At 71.3% G+C, this 12,065-nt stretch carries 12 protein-coding genes; 5 read left to right on the top strand and 7 right to left on the bottom strand.

Annotated features, from left to right (window positions below):
• Nucleotides 1-22: 22 nt before the first annotated feature.
• On the top strand, nt 23-1,276 hold the full coding sequence (locus tag ACWD5Q_RS00580) for a helix-turn-helix domain-containing protein (protein ID WP_451424779.1): 1,254 nt from the start codon (nt 23-25) through the stop codon (nt 1,274-1,276).
• A 240-nt stretch (nt 1,277-1,516) separates the two neighbouring features.
• On the opposite strand, the gene ACWD5Q_RS00575 is transcribed toward ACWD5Q_RS00580, so the two are convergent.
• The 5 genes from ACWD5Q_RS00575 to ACWD5Q_RS00555 form a co-directional block, all read right to left on the bottom strand.
• The gene (locus ACWD5Q_RS00575; protein ID WP_451424778.1) at nt 1,517-1,831 is read right to left on the bottom strand and encodes a hypothetical protein; all 315 of its coding nucleotides are present in this window, start codon (nt 1,829-1,831) and stop codon (nt 1,517-1,519) included.
• Nucleotides 1,828-2,286 carry a hypothetical protein gene (locus tag ACWD5Q_RS00570; protein ID WP_451424777.1) on the bottom strand — a complete coding sequence of 153 codons (459 nt, stop codon included), beginning with the start codon at nt 2,284-2,286 and terminating at the stop codon, nt 1,828-1,830. Before ACWD5Q_RS00570 ends, ACWD5Q_RS00575 begins: the two co-directional genes overlap by 4 nt.
• Before the next feature lie 291 nt (nt 2,287-2,577).
• Nucleotides 2,578-3,873, bottom strand: coding sequence for a sensor histidine kinase (locus ACWD5Q_RS00565; protein WP_451424776.1), 1,296 nt, complete (start codon nt 3,871-3,873; stop codon nt 2,578-2,580).
• A gap of 12 nt (nt 3,874-3,885) precedes the next feature.
• Nucleotides 3,886-4,602, bottom strand: coding sequence for an ABC transporter permease (locus ACWD5Q_RS00560; RefSeq protein WP_451424775.1), 717 nt, complete (start codon nt 4,600-4,602; stop codon nt 3,886-3,888).
• Entirely contained in the window at nt 4,602-5,513 is a 912-nt protein-coding gene (locus ACWD5Q_RS00555) for an ABC transporter ATP-binding protein (protein WP_451424774.1), read from the bottom strand. The genes ACWD5Q_RS00560 and ACWD5Q_RS00555 overlap by 1 nt, the downstream gene beginning before the upstream one ends.
• A 382-nt stretch (nt 5,514-5,895) precedes the next feature.
• On the opposite strand from ACWD5Q_RS00555, the gene ACWD5Q_RS00550 reads away from it, so the two are divergent.
• A complete protein-coding gene (locus ACWD5Q_RS00550; RefSeq protein WP_451424773.1) occupies nt 5,896-6,771 on the top strand; it encodes a MaoC/PaaZ C-terminal domain-containing protein in 876 nt (291 codons plus the stop codon).
• Nucleotides 6,772-7,006: 235 nt separating this feature from the next.
• On the opposite strand, the gene ACWD5Q_RS00545 is transcribed toward ACWD5Q_RS00550, so the two are convergent.
• Nucleotides 7,007-7,171, bottom strand: coding sequence for a hypothetical protein (locus tag ACWD5Q_RS00545; RefSeq protein ID WP_451424772.1), 165 nt, complete (start codon nt 7,169-7,171; stop codon nt 7,007-7,009).
• A gap of 48 nt (nt 7,172-7,219) precedes the next feature.
• Nucleotides 7,220-8,689: a hypothetical protein gene (locus ACWD5Q_RS00540; protein ID WP_451424771.1), complete on the bottom strand. Its 1,470-nt coding sequence runs from the start codon at nt 8,687-8,689 to the stop codon at nt 7,220-7,222.
• A gap of 357 nt (nt 8,690-9,046) precedes the next feature.
• Between ACWD5Q_RS00540 and ACWD5Q_RS00535 the strand changes: the two genes are divergently transcribed.
• Genes ACWD5Q_RS00535 through ACWD5Q_RS00525 form a run of 3 tightly spaced genes read left to right on the top strand, consistent with a single transcriptional unit; the run spans nt 9,047 to nt 12,030 of the window.
• A complete protein-coding gene (locus ACWD5Q_RS00535; protein WP_451424770.1) occupies nt 9,047-9,913 on the top strand; it encodes a Nif3-like dinuclear metal center hexameric protein in 867 nt (288 codons plus the stop codon).
• Nucleotides 9,910-10,653 (top strand): zinc ribbon domain-containing protein, encoded by a 744-nt coding sequence (locus ACWD5Q_RS00530; RefSeq protein ID WP_451424928.1) that lies wholly within the window; start codon nt 9,910-9,912, stop codon nt 10,651-10,653. Before ACWD5Q_RS00535 ends, ACWD5Q_RS00530 begins: the two co-directional genes overlap by 4 nt.
• Nucleotides 10,654-10,665: 12 nt before the next feature.
• Nucleotides 10,666-12,030, top strand: coding sequence for a bifunctional RNase H/acid phosphatase (locus ACWD5Q_RS00525; protein ID WP_451424769.1), 1,365 nt, complete (start codon nt 10,666-10,668; stop codon nt 12,028-12,030).
• Nucleotides 12,031-12,065 lie beyond the last annotated feature (35 nt).

Here is a 12,065-nt window from a genome sequence, read left to right as displayed (position 1 = left end):
CGGCTGATAAACGGGGGCGCGTGTGGAACCGCTGACAGCAATTCCGCGAGACGTGCTTGAGAGGGACGATGTACGGCACGCCTTAGCGGCACATGAATTCGGTACCCTCTTCAAGCTGATTCGCAAGTGGACCGGAATCAGCTTCAATCGGATCGCGGAAGCCTGCGACATCAAGTCGTCTCGCGTGAGTCAGATCGCTCGCGGCGAAGCTGTAATTTCCACCATAGCGAAGATCGAGCACATCGCAGACGCGTTCCGTATCCCCGGCCACTATCTCCGCCTTGCGCCTCGCCCCTGGGAAATGTCGTATGCTCAGTCGGCGTCGGAGGTCGAATCTGAACGCCTGCCTCTGCTGGTCGAGGGAAGAGGCGATACATACGCACAGGCAATCCGCGATACGTCAAAGCGGCTAATCGTCCTCGATAACGAACTAAGCGGACTCCCTATCGCCGAAATGGCGGCCCGGGCATTCAAGGCTGTACACAGGAGGCTGGGGGAGGGAGACTATGAACCTCGCTACGAACAAGACATTCGAGCTGCTGCCGCCGAGTTGGCAGAAGTAGCCGGATGGGCGCTGTTTGATGCGGAAAATCACAGCGCCGCCCGGCGGTTCAACCAAGAAGCGTTGTTCTTGGCGAAGTTGTCGGGGGACCGAGCCATTGAGCTGTTGATTTTGCAGAACATGGCTATGCAGGCCGGCTGGCTGGGGAGGTCGCGTGAAGAATTGGCAATTTCGCGATCTATCCTCGACTACGGCACCCTTTCCCCGCGCATCGAAGCCATCTTCCGAGTGCGAGAAGCAAAGGGTCTTGCTCAATCGGGACAGGGCGCGGAAGCTGCAATAACTTTCAATCGCGCGCGTTCACTGGCGCAAGAAAGTGATCGTAACAGTGATCCTTTCTGGTCCTGGTGGGTCACCGTTGACGAGATCGACGGGAATCAGGGGTTTGCCCTCCAGGAGTCCGAGCAGTGGAAGAGTGCGATCCCGTATCTCCTGCGGGCCCTACGCCAGGAAGCGGGAGCCAAAGTCGGATACCGGAACATCTCAGCGGTGCGTCTGCTCGACTGCTACCTAGAAGTTCATGCCTGGCGCGAGGCTCAGGAGCTATCCGAGTCCATAATCCCCACGGTCGGCGAGACTACCTCGGCTAGGACGCTCAAGCTTCTCGATCGCACTTCACAAAAAGGAATTTCTCTTACGGAATCCCCTACTAGCATGCGTGACACCTTGGAGCACATGGGGCACTTGATCAACGAGGATCCCTACGTGTTCTGATTCGAGCGTTACGAGAATGCGACGGGCAGGTCCAGGGTTATGGCGTCGGGGAATTTAATAAGGTTGTCCCGACAGTAAAAAGCTGTCGGGACGGCACCTGAACACGTTCCTTACCCCGTTGAACCGGTGAAAGCGGCCGACAAGCCCAAGACCATACGCATCCGGATGCAGCCACAGACAATCCGGCTGGCCCCCACCGCCTTGCGCTGACCAGCGAGTGAGCGTGACGCATCCCATCCGTCAGTAGTCGGTGAGATCCACGATCACATCGCAGTGCGGATCGTCGGAAGGCAGATGCAAGTGCTCGTTGGCCAGGAACGCCGGGGATACCAGAGCGCCGGTCAGACCGGGCCCCGTATTGCTGATCAGCACGTCCACACCATAGGTGCGGTCCCGCTCAGGTGAACGGAAATAGAGGCGCATGCGGTCGTCGCCCGTGATGACCGCGCCGATGAACAGTGGTTTCCACGACACGTGCGTGGTGATAAAGGAGCGGGCGAGATCGAGCAGACGGCCGGTGGCTGCCTGCTCGACGCCTGGTTCAGGAGAGTTCACAGCTTGGCCCATGCCGGACACTTGTTCCCCGGTTGGTTGTGGCAGTACGCCGTGATGACGCCGATCTTCTGACCGCGACCGGCATCATAGCGGCCGTCCGTGGTCTTGCGCGTGTACTGCACGACCACCGTGAACTTCACCTGCCGCGGCCTGGGGACGCCTGTCTCGAATTCGACCCCGTCGTACTCCAGGTGTCCGTGGTGATCGTCTCGGTCCACACGGCCGTGCAGGGCTGCGTACAGGGTGGAGCATTTCTTGATGTTGTGACGGCCTGTGAAGTGATACCAGCCCAGCTCCGAGTTCCCGTAGCGGGTGACGATGTGCCTGCCCTCCGGGTCGTCTGTCTGGCACTTGACCCGATGGTCCCACGGGTGCGGCTGCGCGGGCATCGGAGCGGCACTGGCAGTCCCCGACATCAGCGAAGCGGCGAACGCCATGGCGGCAGTGAGTCTCATGATCTTCTTCATTGAGGCGATCACATCATCAGCTCACCGATGAACAAAAGGCACTTATCGGACAAGGAGCTTGGTTACGAAAAGATCACCATCCGTCGTGATCACCCTGGCCGTTACTCAGCCCGTCTGATTGCCGCCTACCCCTTGGCTTGATCAGCGGTGCGCACCGCCACGAGCCGGAAACCGGCGCGCGGGATGCCTCCGCCACTGTGGCCACGGCCCCTGCACAGCACGCGACGGCGGCCCCACACCTGGGACAGCGGCCACGGGCGGACGACGTGAGTTGGTCGCTCACGTCGCCCTGGGCGCCGTGGCCAGCGGTACCTCCACCGGCTCGGCGGGGTCCTCGGCGTCCACGGGGAGTTCGGCGGTGACCGTGAAGCCGCCGTGCGGTGACGGGCCGGCCCGCAGGGAGCCGCCCGCCGCCGCGAGGCGCTCGGTCAGGCCCTTGAGACCCGTGCCTCCGACGCCCTCCGGGGCGGGCCGCACGGGCGCCCCGTCCCCGTCGTCCTCGACCGTCAGACGGACGCGCTCGGGGGTGCCCTCGATGGTGAGGTCGCAGTGGGCGGCACCGCTGTGGCGCACGGCGTTGGTGACCGCCTCGCGCACCACCCAGCCGAGCAGGGCCTCCGTCCGGGGGGTCAGGGGAGGGCCCGACCGGCGTACGCGGGGTTCGATGCCGGCGGCGGCCAGGGCCGAGCGGGCCCGGTCCAGTTCCGTGGCCAGGCTGCCCTCGCGGTAGCCCGTCACCGCCTCACGGATCTCGGTGAGCGCCTGGCGGCCGACCGACTCGATGTCCGTGACCTGCGCGAGCGCCGCCTCCAGGTCCCGGGGGGCCAGCCGGCGGGCCGCCTCCGACTTCACGACGATCACCGAGAGGGTGTGGCCGAGCAGATCGTGCAGGTCGCGGGAGAAGCGCAGCCGCTCCTCCTCCACCGCGCGCCGGGCCAGCTCCTCGCGGGCGGCGCGCAGTTCCCGTACGGCTTCGGACAGGGAGAGGATCGCGGCCGTCACCATGGTCGAGATCCAGGTGGCGTAGCCGATGTTCAGGCCGTTCCAGCCGTCACGGAAGCAGCTGACGCCCCCTGCCAGCAGGGCGACCGCCGTGCCGTAGGCACGCAGGTGCCCGCGCAGGACCGCACCCGTCGCGAGCCCGAGCAGCGGGAAGAACAGCAGCCACGTGCCGCCGTAGCCGATGGCGAGTCCGCAGGTCACCACGGCCATCAGGCCGAGGGCCACCCGGGTGGAGCGGGCCTCGCGCGCCTCCTTCGAGAAGACGCGGAACGCCACATGGATATAGAGCGAGTTGAAGGTGAACAGGCCGAGGACGCCGATCCACGGGTTCGGGGTCTTGCCCTGGAAGATGTTCGAGAAGGCGCCCATCCCCATCAGCAGCCAGGGCAGCAGGGTGAAGCCGCTGGGCGGCGGGCCCGGGTTCTCCGGGAGCTTCCCGGCCTTGCGCGCCGCGCGGCACTCGGCGTTCAGACGTGTCTTGTTCTCCTGGTACCACCGCTGGACCTCTCGGCCCTCCCGCGCAGCCGACCGCCACGCGTCCCATCCTCGTGAGATCTTGTGTGTCCAGGACATCTCTTTCCCCGTTCAGACGGTCGCCGCGCTTCGGCGGTACGACAGCACGGCGTAGGAACCGAAGGCCCCCAGCCAAGCGGCCAGGATCACGACCGCGGTGAGCGCCGGGGCGTGCCCCTCGGCGACCGCCGTGCCGAGCTGCGCGAAGCGACGGGTGGGGGTGTACGCGGACAGGGTGCGCAGCCAGCCGGGGAACAGGGCGACCGGGAACCACAGGCCGCCGAGCACCGCGAGCCCCAGACTGCACACCATGTTGGTCACGCCCGTGGTCTGCGCGGTCATCCGGTAGCCGTTGCCGAGGCCGAGCAGGGTGAAGGGGACCGAGCCGAGCCACAGCAGCAGGGCGATCGCCGCCCACTGCCAGGCGGCCAGCCGTACCCCGTTGACCAGGCCGCCCGCCGCGAGCACCGCGACGATCGCGGGCAGGACGGTCACCCCACCGGTCAGGGCCCGGCCGACGACGACCTGGCGCGGGGTCATCGGCGTCACCCTGAGCTGCCGCAGCCAGCCGATGGCCCGGTCCTCGGCGACCCCGCCGCCGGTGTTCAGTGCCGAGCCGACCGCGCCGTAGGCCGCCATGCTCACCATGGACGCCGTCTTCCAGACGCCGTCGGCGGCACCGATGTTGGTGAACAGCAGGTACATCATCACCGGCATCGCGACCCCGCCGATCACAAAGCCGACGTCGCGCAGGGTCCGGCGCACCTCGAGCCGCAGATAGTCCCCCATCACACGGTCTCCTTCTCGCGTGCCGTCAGGGCCAGGAACGCGTCGTCCAGCGACGCCGGGGCGACCTCCAGGCCGCGTATCGCGCCCAGGCGGGCGAGAGCGATCACCGTCGCGTCCGAGTCGTCGGTGCGCAGCAGCGCACGGTCCCCGCGCACCTGGACCGACCGCACCCCGGGCAGCAGGTCCAGCCCGTCGGTGCCCCGGCCCGCCAGGTCGATCGAGACCAGGTTGCCGCCCGCGGACCGCCGCAGGTCCTCGCCCGTGCCGTCCGCCACGATCCGGCCGCCGTCGATGACGACGATCCGGTCGGCGTACGCGTCCGCCTCCTCCAGGTAGTGCGTGGAGAACAGCACGGTGCGGCCACCGCGGGCGTAGGTCCGCATCGAGTCCCAGAAGGCGTGGCGCGCCTCCACGTCCAGGGCCGCCGTCGGCTCGTCCAGCACGAGCAGCGACGGGTTCCCGGCGAGCGCGACCGCGAACCGCACCCGCTGCGTCTGTCCTCCGGAGAGCCGGTCCACGCGCCGGCCCGCCAGCGCGGTGATCCCGGCCAGCTCCAGCGCCCGGGCCACGGGCAGCGGGTCGGGGTAGCGTCCGGCCACGAAGGACACCAGCTCGCGGACGGTGACCCGGGGCACGGCCCGCGCCTCCTGGAGCATGGCGCCCACCCGGCCCGCGCGTACGGCCTGTTCGGGGGAGGCGCCGAACAGATCCACCATGCCGGTGTCGGGCTCGTTCAGGCCGAGCAGCAGTGAGATCGCGGTCGACTTGCCGGCGCCGTTGCGGCCGAGCAGGGCGACCGTCTCGCCGGCCCCGATCTCCAGGTCGATGCCGTCGACGGCGCGTACCGTGCCGTAGGTCTTGACCGCCCCCGTGAAGGACACGGCTGGTGGTGTCCCGGTCGTTTTCGTCATGCGCCCGACACTACGGGCGGAGGGTGCCCGTCCGGCAGATGCGCTTGTACGGGTTCGGGCAGGACAAATGTCACGGCCGGGCGGGACCGGTACGGGCCCGCCCACGGAACCGGTGCGGTGCCGTCCACGGGTCCGGCGCGGCTCCCGACGGAACCGGCGCCGTGCCGACGAGGTGCCGTCCACGGAACCGACGCTCTGGCCACCCATGGAACTGACGCACCGTCAGGAGCCTTCACGAGCGAGGAGCCCTGGGCTATACAGGGGGTCGCCGTACTGGAACGCGTTCCGGTACGGGCGGTTCCCGCGGCCCCGTGACGACCCCGGTGCGGCCGACGGCGCGGACGGCCGCACCGGGGTCCTACCCGCCCGTGTCAGGAGCCCCATGCCCATCGACGCAGCCAAGGCCCTCGCCGCCGAACCCCGCTCCGGCGAGATCACCTGGGACCGCAAGGACGTCCTGCTGTACCACCTCGGCATCGGCGCGGGCACCCGCCCCGACCGGGACAGCCCCGCGACCGACCCCCACGAGCTGCGCTACACCCTGGAGTCCCGGCTGCACGTCCTGCCGAGCTTCGCCACCGTCGCCGGCGCCGGCGCGCCCGGCGTGATCGGCGGACTGTCCATGCCCGGTGTCGAGGTCGACCTCGCCCGCGTCCTGCACGGCGGCCAGTCCCTGACCGTGTACCGTGCCCTCCCCGTCGCGGGCACCGCGACCGCCACCGCCCGCATCGCCGCCGTGTACGACAAGGGCACGGCGGCGGTCCTCGTGATGCGCACCGAGGTCGCCGACGCCGACGGCCCGCTGTGGACCGACGACGCCCAGATCTTCGTACGAGGAGAGGGCGGCTGGGGCGGCGACCGCGGCCCCTCCACCCGGCTCCCCGCGCCCTTGGGCGAGCCGGACAGGACCGTCGAACGGCCGCTGCGCGAGGACCAGGCCCTCCTCTACCGCCTCTCCGGCGACTGGAACCCGCTGCACGCCGACCCCGAGTTCGCGAAGCTCGCCGGATTCGAACGGCCCGTCCTGCACGGCCTGTGCACCTACGGCATCACGCTCAAGGCCGTCGTCGACACCCTGCTCGGCGGCGATGTGACCCGGGTGCGCTCCTACGCCACGCGCTTCGCCGGAGTCGTGTATCCCGGCGAGACCCTGCGCATCCGCGTGTGGCGGCAGGACGGCGCGGTGCGGGTGGCCGTGAGCGCCGTCGAGCGGGACGACGCGCCCGTCCTCGCCGACACCGTCGTCCGGCACGCCTGAGTGCCGGCACCGTCGTCCGGCACGTCCGAGTGCCGGCACGGGGTGACGGCCGACGGATCGCTGAACAGCCGTCCGTCCGCCGCCACCGCCGGGGCCCGGGTGAGCCCCCGCACGGAAAGGCCCCGCACGTCATGCGACGTGCGGGGCCGTGTCCGGTCCGGCGACCGGTGCGCTCACCGTGGTACCGGCGCGCCCACCGTGATGGGCGCCGTCGGTTCGCGCTTCCTCGTGCCGGTCAGAACGCGGTGCCGGTGTCCTCCGCCTGCCCGGACGGCTTGCGGTGCCGGCCGTGCGTGGCCTCCTCGTGGTCCTCGGCCGAGACCGGGCCACGGTGTCGGCCGTGACTCAGGAGGTCCTGGGCCTCGGCGGACAGCGGCGATGCGGTGCTGGTGTCGTTCATGAGAAATGTCCACCCCGTCAACATGATCCTTCGTACAGCCGGGCGATTCTAACGGGCCGCAGTGACAGCCGTGGCGGGGGTTGTCGCGATTGTCGTGTCGGGTGCGGTGAGGACTGCTGTGTCGGATGTGGTGAGGAGTGCTGTGCCGGGGATGGTGAGGACTGCTGTGCCCGGGGTGGTGAGGGCTGCCGTGCCGGGGGCCGTGGGCGGCGCTTCTCCCGGGGGCTGTGGCCTGCCGGTGTTCCCGGTGTCGGGGCGGGGCCACGCGAGAGCGCGGCGCAGCGAGACCCCGGTCGACCGGGGAGCCGTGCGGGGACGTGGGGGTGGCGGCGGCGTCGGTGGTGGCGTCGGCCGCTGTGCCGAGGGTTGTGCCGGCTGCTGTGCCCGTGGCCGGTGCGGAGGCGCTTGTTGCGGGAGCGCTTGTTGCAGGGGCGCCTGTTGCAGGGGCACCGGGCGCACCGGCCCCGGCACCCGCGCCGCAGGCTCGGCCGCCGTCACGGGTGCCTCCAGCCGCGCCACCCCGCAGCGCACCGCACCCGTCGTGAACGGCAGCCGCAGCACCCCCTCCCGGGTCCACAGCCCCGTACCGGCCAACCACCCCTGGGGCGCGGCAAGATGCAGGACCCGGCGGTGCGCGGGGCGCCAGACCCCGACCCAGGTGCCCGCCGCCCCGTCGACCCTGAACGCCACCGCGCAGCTCTCCGGCGTGAGCACCTGCCCCGGCTGGATCGCGAACGGGGTCACCGGGTAGTCCAGGCACAGACAGTCGGGGAAGCGCACCGGCAGTGTGCTCCCCAACACCCCCCAGCCGAGCCGCTCCCGGCCCGGCGAGGGCGCGTCGGAGCGGATCAGCAGCAGCCCGCTGTCCGGATCCGCGAGCAGCAGCCGGTCGTTGCTCCCGTCGGTGATCTGGAGCAGCGGCGACACCTGCCCGCCCCGCGCCAGATCCACCACCACCGTCTTCGTGGGCCCCCCGTCCTCGGTGCGGTCCAGGGCCAGCATCCGGCCGGCCCGGTCCAGCCAGACCCCGCCCGAGCAGCGGCCGGGCAGCTCCGCCAGGCGCTCGGGCCCGGCCGCTCCCCCCGCCACCAGCCACACCGCGGTGGACCGCGGCCCCACCGCGAGCGCGAACGCCCGGTCCCCCGTCGGCGCGGGCGGCAGCAGCCGCAGCCGGGTCTCCTCGCGCGGGCCGTCCACCGCGCCAAGCGGCAGCTCGCCGGTCCCCGGTCCGGTCGGGTACAGCAGCGAGAACAGGTGGCGCTCCGCCACGAGGCGGTGGATCAGCACCCGGCCGTCGGCCAGTGGCTGGACCTCGGTGCCGGGGTCCTCCGGCTGGTTGCCGGGCAGCGGTACGGCGTAGGGTTCGGGGCCGTCCAGGGTCCAGCGCTCCGGATACCAGGACTCGCCGTCCAGGGCGAGACGGGCCGCGTAGGACCCGTTCGCCGTGATCACGCATCCGGGCCGGGCCGCCCACTCGCTCCCGTCCGCCGTGGCGGACTCGAAGGCACAGGCCGTCATCGTTCGGTCACCTCCGGCGACGAAACTAGTTTTCGTACGCACGGACGTGACCTGCACGGACGGCCGCTTCACACATAAGGGTGTTCGTGCGGCCAATCACCTGAGGAAACCAGGACGGGTGTGCTGTACGAGTGGGCGCGCGCCGCACGCGTACGCGATCCCCGGCCGGAGCGCCCCGGAGGGCATCGGCCGTACCCGGGGCGGGATTCCGGATCGCCCCGGACGGAGCCGCTCGCCCCGGCCGGGACCGCGCCCGGTCCGCACCCCGGCGTACGGGGACCGCCCCGGATCCGCCCGGCCTGCGGGAATCGCCCACGGCCGGCCGGGCACCGCCCCGGGGCGGGTAGCCTTTTCCCCGTGCCCCGTCTGTCTGAAGTCATCGCCGCACTGGAGACCCTGTGGCCCGCCGAGCGGGCCGAGTCCTGGGACGCGGTCGGCACCGTCGTCGGCGACGCCGACCAGGAGGTCTCCCGGGTCCTCTTCGCGGTCGACCCGGTCCAGGAGATCGCGGACGAGGCGGTGAAGCTGGGCGCGGACCTGCTGGTCACCCACCATCCGCTCTATCTGCGCGGTACGACGACGGTGGCGGCCTCCACCTTCAAGGGCCGTGTGGTGCACACCCTCATCAAGAACGACATCGCGCTGCACGTCGCCCACACCAACGCCGACCGGGCCGACCCCGGCGTCAGCGACGCCCTCGCCGGCGCGCTCGACCTGCGGGTGGTACGCCCCCTGGTCCCGGACGCGACCGACCCGGAGGGCCGCCGGGGCCTCGGCCGGATCTGCGAGCTGGACCACCCCGTGACCGTGCGCGAGCTGGCCGCCCGCGCCGCCGAGCGGCTGCCCGCCACCGCGCAGGGCATCCGGGTGGCCGGCGACCCCGACGCGCTGGTGCGTACGATCGCCGTCAGCGGCGGTTCCGGCGACAGCCTCTTCGACGACGTCCGCGCGGCCGGCGTCGACGCCTTCCTCACCGCGGACCTGCGCCACCACCCGGCGTCCGAGTTCATGGCGGACCGCACCCCCAGTCCTCTCGCGCTGCTCGACGCGGCGCACTGGGCCACCGAATGGCCCTGGTGCGAGCTGGCGGCCGCCCAGCTCGACGAGATCTCCGACCGGCACGGATGGGACCTGCGGGTCCACGTCTCGACGACGGTCACCGACCCCTGGACCGCCCACACGGCGTCGTCCAACCCGACGAAGAACCCTGGAGCCCCCAACTGAAAGCCGCGCCCGCCGACCAGATCCGACTCCTCGACGTACAGGCCCTGGACGTACGCCTCCAGCAGCTCGCGCACAAGCGGAAGTCCCTGCCCGAGCACGCCGAGATCGAGTCGCTGACCAAGGACCTCACGCAGCTGCGCGACCTGCTGGTGGCCGCGCAGACCGAGGAGAGCGACACCGCCCGCGAGCAGACCAAGGCGGAGCAGGACGTGGACCAGGTGCGCCAGCGCGCCGCCCGTGACCAGCAGCGCCTCGACTCGGGTGCGGTCACCTCCCCGAAGGACCTCGCGAACCTCCAGCACGAGATCGTTTCGCTCGCCAAGCGGCAGGGCGATCTGGAGGACGTCGTCCTGGAGGTGATGGAGCGCCGCGAGTCCGCGCAGGAGCGGGTCGCCGAGCTGACCGAGCGGGTCGCGTCGGCGCAGTCGAAGATCGACGACGCGACCGCGCGCCGCGACGCGGCCTTCGAGGAGATCGACGGCGAGGCGGCGTCGGTGACGAAGGAGCGCGAGGTCATCGCGGGCTCGGTGCCCGCGGATCTGCTGAAGCTGTACGACAAGCTGCGCGAGCAGCGGGGCGGCGTCGGCGCGGCCAAGCTGTACCAGCGCACCTGCCAGGGCTGCCGTCAGGAGCTGGCGATCACCGAGCTGAACGAGATCCGCGCGGCCGCCCCCGACACGGTCGCCCGCTGCGAGAACTGCGGCCGCATCCTGGTGCGCACGGCCGAGTCCGGCCTGTAAGAGGCGTTGCGCGTGCGGGAGTTCATCGTCGAGGCCGACGGCGGTTCCCGGGGCAACCCGGGGCCCGCGGGCTACGGCAGCGTGGTGCGGGACGCGGTGACGGGCGAAACGCTCGTGGAGCGGGCCGAGTTCATCGGGACCGCCACCAACAATGTCGCCGAGTACCGGGGGCTGCTGGCCGGGCTGCGCGCGGTCCACGAGCTGGATCCGGCCGCGCGGGTGCACGTCCGCATGGACTCCAAGCTGGTCGTGGAGCAGATGTCGGGCCGCTGGAAGATCAAGCACCCGGCGATGAAGCCGCTGGCGATGCAGGCCGCCGCCCTGTTCCCGGCCGGGCAGGTCACCTACGAGTGGATCCCGCGCGAGCGGAACAAGCACGCGGACCGGCTCGCCAACGAGGCGATGGACGCGGGGAGCCGGGGCGAGCGGTGGGAACCGGCCCGGTCCACCGCGGAGCCGGAGGCGCATGCCGTCACGGCTCCCGAGCCGGCCGGCCCCCCGGGCGACGCGGCCGCGGGCGCGGCCCGGGCCCGTGCGGCCCTGGGAGCCGCCACCGCCACCGTTGCCCCGGCCGCGACCCGCGACGGGGTCACGACGATCACGCCGGCCACGGCGGGTGAGGCCGGGCGTACGGGTGACTCCGCGACGGCCCTGGCGGACGAGGCCGGTGGCTCCGGGCGTACCGGCGGCTCGGCGACGGCCGATGTGCGGGCCGCCCGCAACGTCGCCTCCGCCCCGCCCGACCTCGGCACCCCGACCACCTTCGTGCTGCTGCGGCACGGCGAGACCCCGCTCACCCCGCTCAAGCGGTTCTCCGGCAGCGGCGGCGGCGATCCGTCGCTCTCCGGCATCGGCCGGCGCCAGGCGGAACGGGCCGCCGGTGTGCTCGCCGCGCGGGGGACCGTCCAGGCCGTCGTCTCCTCGCCCCTCGCCCGTTGCCGTGAGACCGCCGGTATCGTCGCCGCCCGCCTCGGGTGCGAGGTGAGCGTCGAGGACGGACTGCGGGAGACCGACTTCGGCGCCTGGGAGGGCCTCACCTTCGGCGAGGTCCGGGAGCGGTACCCCGACGACATGGACGCCTGGCTGCGCGACCCGGAGGCCGAACCCACCGGCGGCGGCGAGAGCTTCGCGGCCGTCGCCCGCCGGGTCGCCGCCGCGCGGGACCGGCTCGTCGCCTCGTACGCGGGCCGCACGGTCCTGCTCGTCTCGCATGTCACGCCGATCAAGACCCTGGTCCGCCTCGCCCTCGGGGCACCCCCGCAGGCGCTGTTCCGCATGGAGCTGTCGGCGGCCTCCCTGACCGCGGTGGCGTACTACGCGGACGGCAACGCGAGCGTCCGCCTCCTCAACGACACGTCCCACCTGCGCGGAAACTGAACGGCCTTCGGGGCGTCCTCGGACACTCCCCGTAG

It is taken from the genome of Streptomyces sp. NPDC002513 (assembly GCF_053595355.1).
This window is presented reverse-complemented; position numbering and strand designations above follow the sequence as displayed.

Bases quoted from the DNA above. Each gene is read 5' to 3' on its own strand.
- ACWD5Q_RS00570 (WP_451424777.1), bottom strand. From the start codon at position 2,286: ATGAGACTCACTGCCGCCATGGCGTTCGCCGCTTCGCTGATGTCGGGG.
- ACWD5Q_RS00565 (WP_451424776.1), bottom strand. From the start codon at position 3,873: ATGTCCTGGACACACAAGATCTCACGAGGATGGGACGCGTGGCGGTCG.
- ACWD5Q_RS00560 (WP_451424775.1), bottom strand. From the start codon at position 4,602: ATGGGGGACTATCTGCGGCTCGAGGTGCGCCGGACCCTGCGCGACGTC.
- ACWD5Q_RS00555 (WP_451424774.1), bottom strand. From the start codon at position 5,513: ATGACGAAAACGACCGGGACACCACCAGCCGTGTCCTTCACGGGGGCG.
- ACWD5Q_RS00550 (WP_451424773.1), top strand. From the start codon at position 5,896: ATGCCCATCGACGCAGCCAAGGCCCTCGCCGCCGAACCCCGCTCCGGC.
- ACWD5Q_RS00545 (WP_451424772.1), bottom strand. From the start codon at position 7,171: ATGAACGACACCAGCACCGCATCGCCGCTGTCCGCCGAGGCCCAGGAC.
- ACWD5Q_RS00540 (WP_451424771.1), bottom strand. From the start codon at position 8,689: ATGACGGCCTGTGCCTTCGAGTCCGCCACGGCGGACGGGAGCGAGTGG.